The organism is Acidobacteriota bacterium, from assembly GCA_028874215.1.
Lineage (GTDB): Bacteria > Acidobacteriota > UBA6911 > RPQK01 > JAJDTT01 > JAJDTT01.
This window is the reverse complement of sequence record JAPPLF010000066.1, coordinates 107,981-127,201: the sequence shown is the minus strand read 5'-3', so window position 1 is coordinate 127,201 and position 19,221 is coordinate 107,981. Positions and strand designations below refer to the sequence as shown.

17 protein-coding genes are annotated in these 19,221 nt (G+C 61.8%); 1 reads left to right on the top strand and 16 read right to left on the bottom strand.

Features of this window, described 5'->3' with window-relative positions:
• Window positions 1-268: 268 nt before the first annotated feature.
• The 5 genes from rodA to OXT71_13090 all read right to left on the bottom strand — a co-directional run bounded on the left by rodA (window position 269) and on the right by OXT71_13090 (window position 5,843).
• A complete protein-coding gene (gene rodA / locus OXT71_13110) occupies window positions 269-1,354 on the bottom strand; it encodes a rod shape-determining protein RodA (GenBank protein MDE2927330.1) in 1,086 nt (361 codons plus the stop codon).
• Window positions 1,355-1,360: 6 nt separating this feature from the next.
• Window positions 1,361-3,178: a penicillin-binding protein 2 gene (gene mrdA / locus OXT71_13105; GenBank protein MDE2927329.1), complete on the bottom strand. Its 1,818-nt coding sequence runs from the start codon at window positions 3,176-3,178 to the stop codon at window positions 1,361-1,363.
• A gap of 93 nt (window positions 3,179-3,271) precedes the next feature.
• Entirely contained in the window at window positions 3,272-3,841 is a 570-nt protein-coding gene (gene mreD / locus OXT71_13100) for a rod shape-determining protein MreD (GenBank protein ID MDE2927328.1), read from the bottom strand.
• Entirely contained in the window at window positions 3,838-4,647 is an 810-nt protein-coding gene (locus tag OXT71_13095) for a rod shape-determining protein MreC (GenBank protein ID MDE2927327.1), read from the bottom strand. Before OXT71_13095 ends, mreD begins: the two co-directional genes overlap by 4 nt.
• A 173-nt stretch (window positions 4,648-4,820) precedes the next feature.
• The gene (locus OXT71_13090) at window positions 4,821-5,843 is read right to left on the bottom strand and encodes a rod shape-determining protein (GenBank protein MDE2927326.1); all 1,023 of its coding nucleotides are present in this window, start codon (window positions 5,841-5,843) and stop codon (window positions 4,821-4,823) included.
• Between the two features lie 195 nt (window positions 5,844-6,038).
• On the opposite strand from OXT71_13090, the gene OXT71_13085 reads away from it, so the two are divergent.
• A complete protein-coding gene (locus OXT71_13085) occupies window positions 6,039-7,943 on the top strand; it encodes a peptidylprolyl isomerase (GenBank protein MDE2927325.1) in 1,905 nt (634 codons plus the stop codon).
• 68 nt (window positions 7,944-8,011) lie between these two features.
• Here the strand turns inward: OXT71_13085 and glmS are convergent, their stop codons facing one another.
• The 11 genes from glmS to OXT71_13030 form a co-directional block, all read right to left on the bottom strand.
• Entirely contained in the window at window positions 8,012-9,838 is a 1,827-nt protein-coding gene (gene glmS, locus OXT71_13080; protein MDE2927324.1) for a glutamine--fructose-6-phosphate transaminase (isomerizing), read from the bottom strand.
• 178 nt (window positions 9,839-10,016) lie between these two features.
• Entirely contained in the window at window positions 10,017-10,388 is a 372-nt protein-coding gene (locus OXT71_13075; protein ID MDE2927323.1) for an SUF system Fe-S cluster assembly protein, read from the bottom strand.
• A 31-nt stretch (window positions 10,389-10,419) separates the two neighbouring features.
• Window positions 10,420-10,875 carry an SUF system NifU family Fe-S cluster assembly protein gene (locus tag OXT71_13070; GenBank protein MDE2927322.1) on the bottom strand — a complete coding sequence of 152 codons (456 nt, stop codon included), beginning with the start codon at window positions 10,873-10,875 and terminating at the stop codon, window positions 10,420-10,422.
• Entirely contained in the window at window positions 10,875-12,089 is a 1,215-nt protein-coding gene (locus OXT71_13065) for a cysteine desulfurase (protein ID MDE2927321.1), read from the bottom strand. Before OXT71_13065 ends, OXT71_13070 begins: the two co-directional genes overlap by 1 nt.
• A 47-nt stretch (window positions 12,090-12,136) precedes the next feature.
• Window positions 12,137-13,480 (bottom strand): Fe-S cluster assembly protein SufD, encoded by a 1,344-nt coding sequence (gene sufD / locus OXT71_13060; protein ID MDE2927320.1) that lies wholly within the window; start codon window positions 13,478-13,480, stop codon window positions 12,137-12,139.
• Between the two features lie 24 nt (window positions 13,481-13,504).
• Window positions 13,505-14,269 (bottom strand): Fe-S cluster assembly ATPase SufC, encoded by a 765-nt coding sequence (sufC, locus tag OXT71_13055; protein ID MDE2927319.1) that lies wholly within the window; start codon window positions 14,267-14,269, stop codon window positions 13,505-13,507.
• Between the two features lie 58 nt (window positions 14,270-14,327).
• Window positions 14,328-15,785: a Fe-S cluster assembly protein SufB gene (sufB, locus tag OXT71_13050; protein MDE2927318.1), complete on the bottom strand. Its 1,458-nt coding sequence runs from the start codon at window positions 15,783-15,785 to the stop codon at window positions 14,328-14,330.
• Window positions 15,786-15,835: 50 nt separating this feature from the next.
• On the bottom strand, window positions 15,836-16,297 hold the full coding sequence (locus OXT71_13045; protein ID MDE2927317.1) for an SUF system Fe-S cluster assembly regulator: 462 nt from the start codon (window positions 16,295-16,297) through the stop codon (window positions 15,836-15,838).
• A gap of 169 nt (window positions 16,298-16,466) precedes the next feature.
• Window positions 16,467-17,459, bottom strand: a complete 993-nt coding sequence (locus OXT71_13040; GenBank protein MDE2927316.1) for a VWA domain-containing protein — start codon at window positions 17,457-17,459, stop codon at window positions 16,467-16,469.
• Between the two features lie 37 nt (window positions 17,460-17,496).
• Complete coding sequence (moaC, locus tag OXT71_13035) at window positions 17,497-17,952, bottom strand: cyclic pyranopterin monophosphate synthase MoaC (GenBank protein ID MDE2927315.1); 456 nt, start codon at window positions 17,950-17,952, stop codon at window positions 17,497-17,499.
• 12 nt (window positions 17,953-17,964) lie between these two features.
• On the bottom strand, window positions 17,965-19,194 hold the full coding sequence (locus OXT71_13030) for a molybdopterin molybdotransferase MoeA (protein MDE2927314.1): 1,230 nt from the start codon (window positions 19,192-19,194) through the stop codon (window positions 17,965-17,967).
• Window positions 19,195-19,221: the final 27 nt, after the last annotated feature.

Sequence of the window (19,221 nt, the reverse complement as noted above, 5' to 3'; positions counted from 1 at the left end):
GGTGGGACCGGTGAACGAAAACGCCGTCATCCGCCGGGCGCCGGCGCAGCCGGCCCCGTCGCCGCATCTTGCGCGTGCCCATTATACCTTCAACCCTGGCGTCTCCGTCCTTTTCGCCGGATGACACGAGTTCCGTTCGATGACTTCAGGTAAAGGAGCGGCGGTTTCCTAACCGCCGAACTCCGGTGTGACAAACTTGGCGACGAAGATTGGGCGATTGGAAATCGCCCCTCCTTGCGCGGCGGCGGGGTGGCAACCGGCCGGCGGATCAGTTCACGTAACTCTGAGACTGGGCACTGAGGGCGACGCCCAGAGCTGAGAAGGTGACGATGGTGAATGAGCCACCGTAGCTGAGAAGAGGAAGGGGGATGCCGATGGGCGGCAACAGTCCAAGCGCCATTCCCACGTTCACCAGAACGTGGGAAGAGATCATGCTGACCACGCCTGTGACCACCAGAATCACGGTCCTGTCGCGCGCCTCGGCAGCGATGCGAATCAGCCTCATCAGAACCAACAGATACAACAGCAAAATGACTCCGGCGCCGACCAGACCGGTCTCTTCGGCCAAAAGCGCGAAAATGAAATCGGAGTGAATTTCCGGGACAAAACCGAAATGGCTCTGGCTACCCTGACCGATTCCTCTGCCGAGAACGCCACCCGAACCGATGGCGATCTGGGATTGCCGAGTCTGGTATCCGATCCCCTGAGGGTCCAGTTCAGGATCGAGCGTGGTCAGGATTCGCTGCTTCTGATAGTCCTTCAGATAGATCCACACGGCGGGAGAGGCGCACAGAACGGCGACCATGGACCAGACCAGGACCCTTTTGCCCAGGCCCGCCACCACAACGATGCCCAGGACGATCGGCAGGTACATGAGAGCAGTTCCCAGATCGCCTTGAAGAGCGACGAGAACCACGGGAACCAACGTCAGAAACCCCACTTTCAGAAGATGCCACATGCCGGGATGCCGCCGGTTCAAGCCGGCCAAGGATTTCGCAAGGGTCAAGAGGACCGCCAGCTTCCCCATCTCGGACGGCTGAATTTGAATCGGACCCAGGACCAGCCAGCTCCGGCTGCCGTTGATTTCGGAACCGTAGAGCAGTACCAGAACCAGGAGCACCAGGCCTCCGCAGTACCAGACCGGAGCGTAGTCCGTATACAAACGGTAATCCAGGCTGACCAGAACCCCACAGACGCCGATCCCCAGGGCAATCCAGATGAGTTGCCGAATAAAGAGCCCGCTGGAGCCAGGTTCCGCAGCGCTGTAGACGCCCACGCCCCCAATCAGCGAGAGCGCCAATACCGGAACCAACAAAACGGGGTCCAGGCCGTTGCGAAAACGACGCCGTATCATGGGATCCTACTGCCTCGCCATTTCCCTGACCCTGTCCGGCCTCCGTTTGTCGTGGAACACCTGCAGTACCTTCGCCGCAATCGGAGCGGCGACGGCTCCGCCCGAGCCGCCGGCTTCAACCAGGACGACCACGGCGACCTCAGGAAACTTCTGGGGAGCAAAACCCACAAACCAGGCATTGGCAGTGAATCGGGAGGCCTGGGCCTCGTCGAGCTTCGAAAGGCCCGCCTGGCCGATGGTCTGCGCCGTCCCCGTCTTCCCGCACACGTCGAAGCCGTTGACCTGAGCGGCGCGGCCCGTGCCATACCGATTCACAACTTCCCACATGGCTTCCCGCAGCAGGTCGAGATTGTCACTGGAAATCTCGACCGCGGACGCGTTTCTTGCCGGCCGGCGCCTGGGAACCTGGTCCCGGGCCAGATGCAGGGGAGCGGCAGATCCGGTGGCCAGGATACCGACCATCCGGGCCAGTTGAAGCGGCGTCAGGTGGACCGGGCCCTGACCGATGGAGACGGAAACGGTTTCCCCTCGATACCACTTCTCCCGAAAGGTCCGCCGTTTCCATTCCTTGGACGGCACCAATCCGGCAACCTCCCCCACCAGGTCGATTCCGGTGGGCCGGTCGAGGCCGATGGCCTGTCCAAAACCGGAGATCAGATCGATGCCCAGGGTCTTCCCGAGCTGGTAAAAGTACACATTGCAAGAGCTGCGGATCGCTTCCCGAAGCGACACCGGGCCATGCCCCTCCTTCTTCCAGCAGCGGAAATGGTGCCCGTACAGAGTCACTCCGCCGCCGCAAACGTGGGGCCGGTTCGGATCCACATCTCCCCATTCCAGACCGGCGAGCGCCACGACCAGCTTGAAGACCGATCCCGGAGCAAACGTACTCTGGAGCGCCCGGTTCTGGAGTGGATGGTGTTCGTCTCCGACGAGGCGGTCCCATTCGCTCCGGCTGATGCGGGCTGCGAACCGGTTCGGGTCGAAAGCCGGCTGGCTCACCATGGCCAGAATCTCGCCGTTTCGGGGATCGAAGGCGACAACCACTCCTCGCCGTCCGCCGAGTTGTTCTTCCGCCGTCATCTGCAGGTCGAGGTCAAGCGTGAGCTCAAGCGCGGCTCCCTCCTCGGGTGGAACCTGGCCCAACTCGTCGATGGTGCGCCCCAGGCTGTCGACGAGAATCTTACGGGTTCCGTTCCGGCCGGCCAGGTGACGATTGTAGACCCGTTCCACAGCGTACTTGCCGACAATGTCCCCGGCCTTGAAATCGGAAAACTCCGTGGTCTCCAACTGGCCCCGCGACGCCTCGCCCACATAACCCAGGACATGCGCGGCCAATTCTCCGTGCGGATACGACCGTCTCAGTTCGGACAGTATGTCCAACTCCGGATGCTCGCCTTTCCGGGAGAGGAGATAGGCCACCTCCGCCATGGTCAGGCTCCTTTTGACCACCAGCGGCTGGTAAGGGGAATAGCCGTCGGCCTCGGCGAAGCGTTGCTCCAGACGCTTTCTGTCAAGACCAAGACCCTGGACCAGATAGTCCACGGTGGCCTCCAAATCCGATGCCTCGCTCCGATAACACACCAAGCTGAACGAGTTCGCGCTGCTCGCCAATACCCGTCCTTCGCGATCGTAGATCACTCCGCGGGGGGCCCGGATGGGGATGTTACGGGCGCGGTTGCGCTCCGCCGCCACGCTATGTTGGGTGAAATCGACGACGGTCAGGTGCCAAAGCTTCAGGAAAAGCCCCAGAAACAAAACGACGAGAAGCCGCTGAATCCATTTGAGGCGAAGCCAGCAGAGCGAATTGTCCTGATAGATGGGCATGACTACCGATGCACCTCCAGCCACCCTTGGCGAAAGCCGTCAACGGTTGCCCGGGGACTGCTGCGCTTGGACTGCCCTGCCCAAAGGGATCTCCTAGAAAGGATCTTCCTCGACCATCGGGTTTCGGGTGAAATCCTTGGGAGGAAACTTGATCCGATCGTAACCGCGAAAAACGAAGACTCCGGCCACCGCCGCAACACAACTGCGAATAGCGACGAACGACACCGAGCTATCCGGCAACGGCTGGCTGAGTAGGTCCAAGATAGCAACCATGAGAACCGTGTCAAGGGCAGCGGCCGCCGCCAACAACAACATGCGCCCGAGAACGCCTTCCGCCGCCGCCCTCACGCGTAGCAGGCCAACCAGATATCCGACCAGGGTCTTGCTCAAGCCATTGAGTCCCAAGAGAGTCCCGACCAGCAAATCGGACAGCAAACCGAAAGATGTGCCCCAGAACGCCCCCTTGGCCGCCGTCGAATGCATGGCCAGGTACAGAACCAGTATCAGCGGAAGATCGAAGTAGCGCCGTAAATCCGGCAGCGTCCGGCTGAGCAGGATTTCGACGCCTCCTGCGAGCAGGAGCAGAATAAGAATCTCGGTTCGGGAAAATCGGGCTTGCAGAGGGGCCCAACTTGACTCGGCGGCTGGTCGCGGACGCTTCAAGGCAAACGTGCGACGAGAACTTCCTCGACCCTGGAAAAATCGACGAAGGGCTCGACCTTGATGTTGCGATGGCCCATTTCCCCTTTCTCTGAGGTCACGACGCGGCCGACCGGAATGCCTTTGGGATAGATCCGGTCGGTCCCGGAAGTGTAGACCAACTCCCCGACATCCACCGACTCGTGATTGGCGATGAATTTCCACTCGAGGAGATCGCTTCCGTCGCCTTGGAGCACGCCTTGCAGCCGGGAGTCGGCCAGCATGGCGCCGGCCGAAGCACCACGGTTGGTCACCAGTTCCACCTCCGAGCTCATGGGTGTGGTCGCCACAACGCGCCCGATGATGCCGGACAGGCCGATAACCGCCAGGTTCCGCTTGACGCCATGGCGGGTCCCGACGTTGATGCCGAGACGACGACTGAAGAAGGGAGCGGTCTTCCAGATTATGGTGGCCATCGTGGTTTCGAAAAGATGCTGCCGGGCGAGGATCTGGAGTTCGGTGCTGCGGCCCAGCATCGACTGAACGCTCCTGAGCTGCGCGTTCTCAAGGCGAAGCCTGACGACCTCCGCCTCCAATTCCTCGTTCCGCTCCTGAACTCCGAAGAGAATCACATAGCGATTCAGCGCTCCCTCGATACTGTCGGCCGCCGCCGATACAGCCAGCGCGAGAGGGGAGATCACGGCCACCCCCAGGGTCCTCAGCAGCGTATGGCCGTCGGGATTCCGCACCTGCGCCGAGATCAGCACCAAATGCAATACGACCGCCAAGATGACCAGAGGCAGTGATTTCCGTTCAGCCAGCCAACTCATTCAGCAGTCCGTGATGAAGGTCCCGCCGACACCGGGACCGTGGCTGCGCCCGCCGGACAAGGCGCTCTTACCAAGTATATCGGGAGAATGTGACCGGGGCGAAACGCGTCGCCCCCGGGACGCCCGCGCGGGAGAATGCCGTGACGACTCGTGCCGGGAGCTGCAGGAGATGCTCAGGAACTGATCCTCCTCAAGAGCTCGATGTCCTCGAGCATCTTTCCGGTCCCGATGGCGACAGAGGAGAGCGGATTCTCGGCCACATAGACGGGTAGGCCCGTCTCCACGCCGATTCGTTGATCCATCTTCTGGAGCAGCGCGCCCCCTCCGGTCAAGATGATTCCCGTGTCCGATATGTCGGCGGACAATTCGGGCGGCGTCCTCTCCAAGGCGACGCGGACCGCATTCACGATGGCCACCATGGAGTCGGCCAACGCCTCGCGAATCTCCTCGTCGGTGACGGTCACGGTCTTGGGAATTCCCTCGATGAGATTCCGTCCCTTCACCTCCGCGGTGATGGGATCCGGCAGTTCGGCCGCCGATCCGAGCTGGATCTTCACTCGCTCGGCCGTCCGTTCACCGATGAGCAGGTTGTGCTTTCGCTTGATGTACTGAATGATGGCCTCGTCCATTTCGTTTCCCGCCACCCTGACGGAACGGCTGTGGACGATCCCCGCAAGGCTGATGACGGCGATGTCGGTGGTCCCGCCGCCGATGTCGACGATCATGTTCCCGTTCGGCTCGGTAATGGGAAGACCGGCTCCGATGGCCGCCGCCATCGCTTCCTCCACCAGGTAGACCTCGCTGGCCTTCGCGCGGAGCGCAGATTCGCGAACCGCCCGCTTTTCCACCTGTGTGATCTCGGAAGGGATGCAAATGATGATCCGGGGACTCAGCAGAAAGCTCCTGTTCTGAGCCTTTCTGATGAAATAACGGAGCATTTCCTCGGTCACGTCGAAGTCGGCGATGACCCCATCCTTCATGGGCTTGATGGCGACGATGTTGCCCGGCGTCCTCCCCAGCATCTCCTTGGCGTCAGTCCCAACGGCTTCCACTTTGTTCGTGAACTTGTTGATGGCGACGATGGAAGGTTCGTCGACAACCACTCCCTTCCCCCGCGCGAAGACGAGAGTATTTGCCGTGCCCAGATCAATGGCCAAATCGTGGGAAAAGGATTTGAACAGGGAACGAAAGATCATAGGCCCCTATTGCTCCTCGAAATTCAGCGGGACCACACCGTCAGCCAAGGCAGTCCCGTTTCGCTGTCGTCCATTATCGGACGCCGCCGGTTTTTACCGCAAGAAAACTCTCTCCGGAGACCGCGTAGCAGTATCCGCCTCATGTTATAATCGGCGACTGACGCAAACCTGTTTCGGGGGCTGACGGAGGACTGGATGCTACCCTTTTTCCGAGAGAAGCGACGAGGTCTGAAATGGATCCTGTGGCTGGTCATCGTCGGGTTGGGCATCGGCATGGTGGGCCTGTTCGTCGATACCCCGGGTACCGGTTCCGGCGTTTCCTCCGCCCACGCGGCCGAGGTGGCCGATTACGTCATTACCTCCGGTGAATTCCGGAGACACTACATCCAACTCTTCGAAGCCTACCGCCGCGTCTACAATCTGGACCGGCAGGACCCTGCCATCATCAAGCAGTTGGGCCTGGGCCAACAGGCGCTCGATCAACTGGTGGCCGAATACGCAACGTTTCACGAAGCACGGCAGATGGGCATCGCCGTGACCTCGGAGGAAATCGTTCGATTCATCACCAGGACTCCCGTATTCCAGGAAAACGGGAATTTCATCGGCGTCGATCGCTATCGCGCCATTTTGCGGGCCAACAACTGGGCGCCCCAGGATTTCGAGGAGAGCATCCGCAGACAGCTTGCCCAGGAGAAGCTGCGCAGAATCCTGACGGATGGGATCTTCCCCACGTCGGGCGAGGTCCGGCGAGAGTTTCTGAAGCGGAATCAGGAGGTGAAGCTCCGGTACGTGGGCTTCGACCCGGAACAGTTGGCTCCGGGGAACGTCGAAGACGACAAACTCAAGGAGTATTTCGACGAACGGCAAGAGAATTACCGGGTCGGCGAGCAACGCAGGATACGTTACGTTTCCGTCGGCGTCGAGCCTGAGAATGTCAGCGTCTCCGAAGAGCAGATCCGCGATCGAATGGAGCGCGTCACCGACACGGACCAGGCGAGAGTCAGCCATATTCTGGTTTCGGTGCGGAGCCCCGAAGACGAACCCCCGGCGAGGGCCAAGGCCCAGGGCCTCCTGCAACAGCTTCGGTCCGGTGGGAATTTCGCGGAATTGGCTCGAGAGCACTCCGAGGACCCGGTTTCGGCAGCGGCCGGCGGGGACCTCGGCTTTTTCGGCCGAGGGAAAATGATGCCGGAGTTCGAGAAGGCCGCTTTTGAGTTGAAGCCCGGCGAGCTGAGCGATCTGGTGGTGACCCCCTTCGGCTACCACATACTCCTCGGCGCCTTCAATCCCGAGCACCACGACGGCGATGCCCGGCGTCCGATCGCCGAATACGAAGCCCGGCGGCAGGAGGCGGAAGACCAGGCCAAGGACCTGGCGGAGAAAATCTCCGGAGAGCTGGCGGAGGACCCGGATCTGGCGAAGGCGGCGAGCGCTCGCGGTCTCGCGGTTGAGGAATCGGAGTACTTCGAACTCGGGGGTTTCATTCCCGGCCTGTCCGTCAAGAACGACTTCAATCAGAAAATCTTCGATCTCCAGGACAACCAGTCGCTGAAACCGTACGAGGCGGCCGGTTCCTTCGTGGTGGCTCAGCTCATCGAAATCCGGCCCGGACACATGCCGCCTTTCGAAGAGATCCGTGAAAAGGTTCTCGCCGACTACCGCTCCACCCAGGGCGACGAAGCCGCTCGGGAGAATGCCTTCGCCATGCACAAGGCGATCCAGGACGGTGGCGAGTTCCAAAAACTGACGGAGGAAGGGGAATTGCAGGTCATGACGACCCCTTTCTTCAAACGGGGCGGCACCATCGACGAGAACCTCCGATTCTCGCCGCAGGTTCACGAACATGCCTTTCGGCTGGAGAAGGGAGAGGTCGCTCCGCCGGTACTCGTCACCGGAAAGTACTTCGTGTTCCAGGTCGCCGAGAAGACGCCGCTGGACCAGGAGCAGTTCGAACGCGAGAAGAGTCAGTTGGAGAAGGAGCTGACGGAGAAGAAGCGCACGGACTACTTCAACGCCTATGTGGAAGGCACGCTGGAGCGCCTGCGCGGGGACGACGCCATTACCATCAACCAGGAGACGGTGGACCGCATAACCGGTTAGCCGGCATCGGCCGGCGCGGCCGGTCCCCGCCATTTGCTCCCCTGCACCGACGCCGGTGTCTCAGGCGACTACTGCACCGTGACCGACTTGGCCAGATTCCGGGGCCGGTCGATGTCGCAGCCTCGCTCTTCGGCCACGTAGTAGGCCAGCAGTTGGAGCGCGATCACGCTCAGGAATGGCGTGAACATCTCCCCGCATTGCGGAATCTCGATGAGGTCGTCGGCCAGCTCCGCCAAGTGGGTGTCTCCTTCCGTCCCCACCGCGATGACCGGCCCGTTGCGACTCTTGATCTCCTGGATGTTCCCGATCATCTTTCGATAGACACTGTCGCGGGGCGCCAGGCAGACGGTCGGGAAACTCTCGTCCACCAGGGCAAGAGGTCCGTGTTTCATTTCTCCCGCGGCATACCCCTCGGCGTGCAGGTAGGAGATCTCCTTCATCTTCAGGGCGCCCTCCATCGCCACCGGGTAGCTGAATCTTCTTCCCAGATAGAGAAGGCTCCGATGTCGGGCGTAACGGCGGGCGATTTCTTCAATGGCGGGCGCCTGCGCAAGCATGGACCGCATCCTGCCGGGCAGTGCCCGGAGCTCATGGACGAATTCCTGGCCTTCGCTCAACGACATCTGCTGGTGACGGCCCAGCAGGAGGCCCACCAGGTAGAGAATGGCGATCTGGGAGACGAAAACCTTGGTGGAGGCGACACTGATTTCCGGGCCGGCGTGATTGTAGATTCCGGCGTCGGTCAGGCGGGCGACCGTGCTGCCCACCACGTTGACGAGGCCCAGGCTGAGAGCTCCGCGCCGCTTGACTTCGCGGACCACGGCCAGGATGTCGGCCGTCTCCCCCGACTGGCTGATGGCCAGAACCGCCGTCCGCGCCTGCAGATTCAGCTTGCGGTACTGGAACTCGGAAGCGAAATCGACGTCGACAGGATAGTTGGTGCAGCTCTCGATGACGTAACGCCCCAACAAGCCGGCATAATAGGAGGTCCCACAGGCCAGGATGATGAGCCGCCGCATGTTCCTCAGGCGCGACCAGACTCGCTCCACGCCGCCCAGCTTGGCCAGTCCTTCCGCCTCGATCAGCCTTCCCCTGATGGCTTCTCCGACCACCTCGGGCTGCTCATGGACCTCCTTGAGCATGAAGTGGGGGTAACCCCTCTTCTCGGCGGAAGACATGTCCCAGTCCAGGGTCTGGACGGAGCGATTCATGGGCATCCCGCTGAGAGTTCGGATCCGGTAGCTCCCGGGCTTCAGCAACGCCACCTCCCCGTCATGGAGGTAGGCCACCTCCCGGGTGTGACTCATCAGGGCCGCCGCGTCCGACGCGGCGAAGATCTCACGGTCCCGGATTCCCAGGATCAAGGGGCTGCCCAGCCGGGCGACCACGATCTGGGAAGGATTGTCGGAGGAGATCACACCGATTCCGTAGGTCCCGTCGACACGTTGAAGGGCCGAATTGACCGCATCTTCCAGGTCGCCTCGATAGTATTCCTCGATCAGGTGGGCCAGGACCTCGGAATCGGTGGAAGAGCGGAACCGGTGTCCCTTGTCCCGAAGCTCCTCCCGCAACTGCCGGTAGTTCTCGATGATGCCGTTGTGCACCACGAAGATGCGGTCCCGGCAGTCGCCATGCGGATGAGCGTTTTCGGGAGAGGGAACCCCATGGGTGGCCCAACGGGTGTGGGCAATGCCGCCCCAACCCGTCCAGGACTTGTCCCCGACAAGCCCCGCCAGATCCGAGATCTTCCCCACCGCTTTCCGGCAGTGAATCTTCTCATTCACGGCCACCGCGACACCGCTGGAGTCGTAGCCGCGGTATTCCAGCCTTCTCAAGCCGTTGAGCAGGATCGGCAGGGAGGGACGATCCCCCAGGTAGCAGATAATTCCACACATCGTTCCCTCAAAATACTACCAGCAGCCCGTCGGGACCCCTCCCGCCCCGCAACGTGAGCCGTGGTGGCCTCTGCCGGAACGTTGGGAGGGAGGGCGCGTCCGGGAGGGCGCCCGAAGACACTTGCAGGTGATTGAGTTCCGGGTGGAACCGAAGCCCGGGAGCCTGCGGCGCAGACTCCTAGAGAAGGCCCAGTTGAAGTTTTGCCGCCTCGGACATGTTCTCCATGGTCCAAGGCGGGTCCCAGACGATTTCTACGGCGACTTCTTCAACACCGGGAAGCGTCCGTACTTTGGACTCGACCTCCAACGGCAACGACTCGGCCACCGGACAGCTGGGCGAAGTCAGGGTCATCTTGATGTCTACAGCGCCAACGGAGTTGACGTCGACTCCGTAGATCAGACCCAATTCGTAGATATCCACCGGAATCTCCGGATCGTAACAACTCCTGAGGACCGAAATCACCTCTTCGTGGATGGGGCCGCCCACCGGAGCAGTCCCACTTTCCGTTTCGGCCTGGAAACCCGGTTCCGGGTTCGGTTCTTCTGCCATGGTTCCCCCTCCGCGGCGCTCCGCGAGAGTCTTATTCAGTCGAGACGACCTCGTTTCTCTTTTCGAGCGCCGCCCGCAATGCATGCCAGGTCAAGGTGGCGCATTTCACCCGAACCGGATAACGGCTGATCCCTTCAAACACCACCAATTTGCCCAGATCCGGTTCGAAATGATCTTCCGAATCGAGCTTCCCGGTCACCAGTTGGTGAAAACGCTTGAACAACGCCTCGACTTCCTCCAGTTTTTTCCCCTTCAGGCTCTCGGTCATTATCGAGGCGGATGCCATGGAGATGGCGCACCCCGAACCCTGAAACGAGACGTCGACGACGACGGAGCCCTTCAACTTGACATATACGGTGACCCGGTCGCCGCAGAGGGGATTGAAGCCTTCCGACTGATGATCCGCGCCCTCCAGAACAGCGAAATTCCGAGGCCGCCGGTTGTGATCCAGGATGACCTCCTGGTAGAGGGCGCTCAGGTCCGGCATCACTCAAACACCTCGATCACCTTCCTGAGGCCTCGGCACATGGCATCGATCTCTTCCCGCGTGTTGTAGAACGCCAGCGACGCCCGCGCCGTGGCCGGGAGCCCATAGTAATCCATCAGAGGCTGGGCACAGTGATGGCCGGTCCGAATCGCCACCCCCTCCAGATCCAGAATGGTGCCCATGTCGTGAGGATGGATTTCGTCCAGAACGAAGGAGAGCACGGCCGCCTTTGACGGCGCGGTGCCGATCAGGCGCAGTCCGGGAACCTGGGAAAGCCGGGAAGTTGCGTACTCCAAAAGCTCGTTCTCGTAGGCCTCAATGCGATCGAGGCCCAGATTCTCCAGATAATCCAGCGCCGCGGCCAGCGCGACGACGCCGGCGATATTGGGCGTCCCCCCCTCGAACTTGTGCGGAGGTTCGTTGTACGTCGTCTTCTCGAAGGAGACGGAACGGATCATCTCCCCTCCTCCCTGATAGGGAGGCATGGATTCCAGATGTTTCCATTTGCCGTAAAGGATGCCGATGCCGGTGGGGCCGTAGACCTTGTGTCCTGAGAAGCAATAGAAATCGCAATCCAGTTCCTGCACGTCCACCTTCAGGTGCGGCGCCGCCTGCGCCCCGTCCAGAAGGACGAGGGCCCCGTGCCCATGCGCCATTTCGACCATTTTCCGCACCGGGTTGATGGTCCCGAGAACGTTGGACACATGGGTCACCGCGACGATCCGGGTGCGAGGGTTCAACAACTTCTCGTACTCGTCCAGAAGCATCTCACCCTGGCCGGAGACGGGAATGACCCGAAGCCGGGCGCCCTTTTCCTGGCAGAGCATCTGCCAGGGAACGATATTGGAATGGTGCTCCATTTGGGAAACGATGACCTCGTCACCCGGGTTCAGAAGGCTCCGTCCGGCGGTCTGAGCCACCAGATTGATGCCCTCGGTCGTGCTCCGGACGAAGACGATCTCTTCCGCCCGCGTGGCGTTGACGAACCGCTGCACTCTCTCACGGGTCGCCTCATAGGCGTCCGTCGCGCGGACGCTCAAAAGATGGACCCCCCGCTGAATGTTGGCGTTGGTGCGGGAATAGTAGCGGCTCACCGCATCGATGACCTGCTGCGGTTTCTGGCTGGTGGCCGCATTGTCCAGGTAGGCCAGCGGCTTGCCGTGAACCTTCCGGGAGAGGATCGGGAAATCCCGGCGGATGCGTCCCGGATTCAGCCCTCCGGACACGCGCCGGCGATGGTTTCGGGCGGTTGTGCTGAAGCTCACGTCAGCGCCTTCCTCAAAAAAACACCTTGCGGCAGCCGGTCGAAGAGCAGGGAGCTGAGTCGATTCCGGAGGCCGGGCAGCCGGACGCGGCGGATCACATCTTCGGCGAAACCGTAGGTCAGAATGCTTCGGACCATGTCTTCATCGATGCCTCGCGACCGCATGTAGAAGATGGCTTCCTGGTCGAGCTGGCCGATGGTGGCGCCATGGGTGCACTTGACTTCGTCGGCGTAGATCTCCAGTTGGGGCTTCGTGTTCACCAAGGCCCGGTCGGACAACAGCAGATTGTTGTTGGTCTGCACCGAGTCGGTCTTTTGGGCTCCCGGATGGACCACGATGCGGCCCCGGAACACTCCCCGGGATCGATCGCCCAGAATGCCCTTGTAAATCTCACGGCTGCCGCAATGGGGAGCGGCGTGCTCGATCCGGGTGTGGTTGTCCACCAACTGCTCGCCGGAAACGACAAAGATTCCGTCAAGCTTTGCGTCCGCCCCCTCGCCCCCGAGAAACACGTTCAGGTCGTTGCGTGTCAGCCGGCCTCCCACGTCTGCCGACATGGTGCGAGCCACACTATTGGATTCCTGCCGGATCTCCAGGGTCGAGACATGGTGTGCGGCGGGACTCTCCTCCTGCAGCCGATAGTGATCCAGGTTGGCGTTCTCGCCCACCGCCACCTCGGTGACGGGATTGCTGAAATAGGACTTGTCTCCAACTCCCAGGTAGTGCTCGACCACCGAGCATTCGCTCCCGGCGCCCACCAGGATCAGATTCCGCGGATGCGTCACGAATGCCGGCCCGCCGTTGCCGGTGGAAAGAAAAACGAGATGGATGGGATCCGGGATCCGGGATCCGGCGGAGACCCGAACCACTGCTCCGTCTTCAATGAACGCCGTGTTGAGAGTGACGAACGGATGGCGGTCAGCCTCCACATACCGGGCCAGATGAGCCTCGACCTCTTCGGGACATTCCCGAAGAATGGACGCCAGGGAGCCGACCCGGACCCGGCTCTCCCTCTCGTCCACGTGGGACAACTCGGCGCAGTATCGTCCATTCAGGAAGACGCAACGGACGCCGCCCTGGCCCCCGGCCGCCAGGGACTCCGTCCGCCAGTGTCCGTCCGGAGAAGGCGCGGGAGCGGTCTCATAAGAGGTGGCCGCCAAACGGGCGACGTTGGTATAACGCCAATCCTCATCGGCAATGGTGGGAAAACCCGTCTCGGCGAAACGCAACATGGCTTCCCGGCGCAGCCGGGACAACCAGGCGGGACTGTCCGACGCCGCATCGTCCAGCCGGTTGAATCGTTCCAGGTAGGAGTCCAGGGACTTTCGTGCGACCTTCATTTCGATTCGTGCCTCGATTGCGGGCTAGCCCGCCACCGCCCGCGGCCGGTTCTGCTCCAGGCCGGCGTACCCTCTTTCTTCCAGTTCCAGAGCCAACTCCTTGCCCCCCGACCGGACGATGCGGCCGCGGGCCAGGACATGGACGAAGTCGGGGACGATGTAATTGAGCAGACGCTGGTAATGGGTCACGACGATGATGGCCCGCTCGGACGACCTCATGGCGTTGACACCGTGGGCGACGACCTTCAGCGCGTCGATATCCAGCCCCGAATCGGTTTCATCCATGATGCAGAGGTCCGGTTCCAGGACCGCCATCTGGAAGACCTCGTTGCGTTTTTTCTCGCCGCCCGAGAAACCCTCGTTCACCGGCCGGGTCAGGAGGCTCTCGTCCATCTTCAGAAGCCGGGTCTTGTCACGGACCAGCTTGAGGAAATCCAGGGCGTCGACCTCCTCCTGGGAGCGGCTGACCCGGATCGAGTTGAGGGCGGCCCTCAAGAAATAGGTGTTGCTCACTCCGGGAATCTCCACCGGGTATTGAAAGGCCAGGAATATCCCCGCCTGGGCCCGCTCTTCCGGTGAGCACTCCAACAGGTCTTCGCCCTTGTAGGCGATCGATCCCCGAGTGACCTCGTAGTCTTCCCGGCCGGCCAACACTTGGGCCAAGGTGCTCTTCCCGGACCCGTTGGGCCCCATGATGGAGTGGATCTCTCCCTTGCGGACCGTAAGATCCACACCCTTCAGGATCTTCGTATCCCCCGATCTCACATGCAGATCACTGATTTCGAGCATTGGATTCCCTTCCTGAGTTCAGGAGCCTCGCGGCTTGATGGATTGGCGGCGCGGCGGTTTACCCGACGCTTCCTTCGAGGCTGATGGACAACAGTTTCTGGGCCTCGACGGCAAATTCCATCGGCAGTTCCTTGATGACCTTCTTGCAGAAGCCATTGACGATCATGGAGACGGCGTCCTCCGCCGAAAGTCCCCGCTGCTGGCAATAGAAGATCTGATCCTCTCCGATCTTTGAGGTCGACGCCTCGTGCTCCATGTGGGCGCTGCTGTTGTTCACCTCGATATAGGGGAAGGTATGGGCTCCACACTCGTCCCCCATCAACATGGAATCGCACTGGGTATAGTTGCGGGCCCTTTCGGCGCCGGAGCCGATCCGGACCAGGCCCCGGTAGGTATTCTGTCCATGGCCGGCCGAAATCCCCTTGGAGACGATGTTGCTCCTGGTGTTCTTGCCGATGTGGATCATCTTCGTCCCGGTATCCGCCTGCTGCCGGTTGTTGGTCAGGGCCACCGAGTAGAACTCCCCCACGGAATTGTCGCCCAGCAGGATGCAGCTCGGATATTTCCAGGTAATTGCCGATCCTGTCTCCACCTGCGTCCATGAGATCTTGGAATTGACGCCCTGGCACTTGCCCCGCTTGGTGACGAAATTGTAGATGCCGCCCTTGCCGTTCTTGTCTCCCGGGTACCAATTCTGAATGGTGGAGTACTTGATCTCGGCATTGTCCAGCGCCACCAGCTCCACCACCGCCGCGTGGAGCTGGTTCTCGTCTCTCATGGGGGCCGTGCAACCCTCGAGATAGCTGACGTAGGACCCCTCGTCGGCGACGATCAGCGTGCGCTCGAACTGGCCGGTCTTGGCGGCATTGATGCGGAAGTAGGTGGAGAGCTCCATGGGACAGCGGACGCCTTTGGGAACGTACACGAAGGAACCGTCGGTGAAGACGGCCGAGTTCAAGGCCGCAAAGAAATTGTCGGTGTGGGGCACCACCGTCCCCAGATAGCGTCGAATCAGTTCCGGATGCTCCTGAATGGCTTCGCTGAACGAACAGAAGATGATTCCCAGTTCCGAGAGCTTCTCCTTGAAGGTCGTGGCCACCGAGACGCTGTCGAAGACGGCATCCACGGCCACCTCCGTGACTCCGGCCAGCATTTCCTGCTCCCGCAGAGGTATGCCCAGTTTTTCGTAGGTGGCGCGGATCTCCGGGTCGATGTCGTCCAGGCTCTTGGGGCCGTCGCCGTTGGACTTGGGAGCCGAATAGTAGACGATGTCCTGGTAGTCGATGGGGGGATAGTGGACATTGGGCCACTCGGGCTCCGCCATCTTCCGCCAGCGGCGATAGGCCCTGAGCCGCCACTGGAGCATCCACTCGGGCTCCTCCTTCTTGGAGGCAATCAACCCGATGGTGTTTTCGTCCAGGCCGGGAGGAACTTCGTCGGTCTCCACATCGGTGTAGAAGCCGTACTTGTATTCCTCCGCCGCCAGATCCTGCAACTGTTCCATCTCAGTAGGCATGGGATTCCTCTCTCGCCGACGATGGTCGTTCCGGCAATCCTTCCCGGTATTCAGCCTCTGGCCTGCGGCGGGTCCAACTCGTTCCCGCGTCCCGCCTCCAGCGGGACCAACGAGTCTGCGAGGGGCGATGTCATGTCCAGCAGACTGATCCTCTCCAGTGCGTCCAGAACCGCCTGATTGATCACTTGCCAGTTGCTCCGGATACAGCAGACCGGCTCCTGCTTGCACTCGCCAGGGGTCCCGATGCACTCGGTCATGGCAATGGGCCCCTCGATGACGTTGATGATGTCCGCCACCGAGATTCGCCCCGGCTTGAGTGCCAGACTATAGCCCCCCTTGGCGCCGCGGCGGGACGACAGGACTCCTTGCCGAGTCAGGACCTTGAGGATCTTGCTGACCATGGGCAGCGGGATCCGGGTTTCGTCGGAAAGTGTTCGAGCACTGTAGGTCAGTCCCTCGCCACCGGCAAAATGCGTCAACAGAACGATTCCGTAGTCGGCCTCCTTGCTCATTCGAATCACGGCTTCGTCACCCTCTGGAGCGCATATAGTACTAATTTGGTCCTGTTTATGTCAACGCGCGCGGCGGTCTATTTTGGAGCGGCTCTCAGGCCCTGCCGCCCACCGGCGTCACGCGGCGGGATCCGGCACGTCGTGAGCCTGTCGACGCCGGGAAGAACGGCTACGGACGGGGCCCCGGCGGCGAACCGGGGGCGTAGTATCCGGGCCGGGTATGGACGACGGCACCGGGAACCGCCGCCCGGATGGTCACGTCGCGCCATGAGCCGTCACGGGCGCGATTCGTCGGACGATAAGAAATATAGTATTGATTCTTAAGCTCTTCCGCGACCCTCACATAGACGTCGGAAAGGCTTCCGAAGGCCTCGCTGTCAAGGACGCGGCCGCCGGTCCGATCCGCCAGCGTACGGAGGAATTTCTTCACCCCGACGATGTACTCGTCCGTCATCTGCCTGGGGATGAGGCGGCCGCGGCTCTGGAGTTGGATTCGCATGTACCTGGCGCTTACCCAGTATGCTTCCACCGTGGACGCGACGTAGGTCATGGCCTCCGAGCGGGTCACCAGGTCCAGGACCTCGTCGGGTGTGACCATGCTGTTGGTGTCGATTCCGTCGGACAGCAGAATGATCGCCTTTCTTCCCGACACGCCGGCCAGGAGATCGTCGCAGGTGACGTAGAGGGCATCGTTTAGAACCGTCTTTCCCTTGGCGTAGATCTTCAGCATCGCGTTTTCGATGCGCTGGCGGTCGTTGGTCCAATCGAGGATGAGCTTGGGGAGGTTGCTGAAAGTGATGACGGCGATCTGGTCTTCCTCGCCGAGGCTGTCCACAAAGCGGAGAGCCGCCCGCCGGATCTCGCTCTGGCTTCCCCGGGTGCTTCCGCTGACATCCACCAGCAGCACCACGCGCACGGGCAGCGCCTCGCTGTAGAAGTTCAGGATCTCCTGCCGGACGCCGTCCTCGTAGACGGAGAACTGGTCGCGGGTCAAACCCCGGAGGAAGCCGCCCTGGGCGGATCGCGCGTTCACCGAAAGGAAGACCTGGTCTACGGCGACACCGATTCGAAAGCCGGTGTCGGTTTCCTCGGCTTCGGGGGGGACGTCGTCCTGGATGGCGGGCCAGAAGAAACCCCAGATCAACAATGCCAGATGGGCCACGCGTCCATTATAACGGAGGATCGGCGTTGGGTCGGGGTCAGGCCAGGGGGGACTTCGTCTTTTCCAGGAGGCGAATCCGGCCGATCTCCAATCCCGGGTCCACGGCCTTGCACATGTCGTAGAGAGTCAGGGCGGCGACAGCCACCGCCGTCAAGGCCTCCATCTCCACGCCGGTCGCCCAGCGGCAACTGACCCGGCTCCGGATCAGGAACCCCGACTCGTCCAACTCCACGTCCACGTCCACAAAATCCAGGTTGATGTTGTGGCAGAGCGGAATCAGGCCGCTGGTCCGCTTGGCCGCCTCGATCCCGGCCAAGCGGGCGACCTCGAACGGGTTGCCCTTGGGAAGACCGGCTTCGAGTATGGCCCGCCGGGTCCTCTCCGCAATGAGGACCCGTCCCTCGGCCGCCGCCGTCCTGCGGACCAGTTTCTTGGCGCCGATATCCACCATGCGCGCTTTCCCGGTGGAGTCCACATGAGTCAGCCGCGACATTTTCGCCTCCTCTCATGCCAGCCGGCCACGGCCCGGGTCGGCGTCCAGGAGCAGGACCGAGGCCCGCTCGCCGGCGGCGATCCCGGAGACGTGGGCGGGAATGATCAACAGGGAATCGGCCCTCGCAAACCCCGTCAGATCGGCGGACCCTCCCGTCTCGACGGGAGAAACCCGAAGGCCGCCGCTCCATTCCGTGCGGGCCGGCTTGAAGAAGGTTCGGCCCGGCTTCTGGGAAACCGCCTGCGTCAACGTGGCCTCGATCCTGCGCAATGAAACCGATACGAATCCCATCCAGCGGCGAACCAACGGCCTTGCAAAAAGCTGAAAGGTAACGAACGCCGAAACCGGATTGCCGGGAAGACCGAAGGCCAGCGTCGATCCCCTGCGGCCCACGCAGATCGGTTTTCCCGGTTTGACGGCGGCCTTGTGGAAAATCAGACTGGCTCCTTCCCGCTCCAGGATCCGGTGAACGAAATCATACTCCCCCATGGACACACCGCCGGAGAGGAGGAGGAGGTCGGATTTCAGGCCGGATCTAATGACCTCCGCGATGCGCTCCGGATCGTCCCCCACCGAGACCTCCGATTCGACCTTCAGCCCGAGGCGGCGACAGAGCGCCGAGATCATGGGGCCGTTGGAATTCCGTATCTGCCCGAATCGGGGCCGGGCTTCGACCGGAACCAACTCATCCCCGGTGGAGACCACGGTCACGGAGAGGGGCCGAAAGACTTCCGGTCGAGCCTGGCCGAACGTGGCCAGGACGCCGATCTCGGCGGGACCGATCAATCTTCCTGCTTCCAGAACCACGCTTCCCCGGGCGACTTCCCTGCCCCGGCTGGCGACGTTGGCTCCCGCCGCCACCGTTTTCAGGATCTCCACGGTGGACCCATCGACCATTCTCGACTCCTCCACCATCTGGACCGCATCGGTGTCGCGCGGGACAGGCGCCCCGGTCATGATCCGCACCGTTTCGCCCGGAGCCACGGACGGCAATGAATCCGCCCCGGCCGCCACCTCTCCAACCACGTCCAGGCGGGCCGGGACCTTCCTGACGTCGGCGCTGCGGACGGCAAAACCATCCATGAACGATTTGTTGAACGGGGGAACGTCAGCGTCCGCACGCACGGGAGCCGCCAGAACTCGATCCAGACACTGCTCCAATGGCAGCTTCACCGTCACCGGGGGCGGACACTGGGCGAGAATTCGCTCCAAGGCCTCCTCGTAGGGAAGCAAATCGACCATTTCGTTCACTCTCCGTCTGCGGTTACG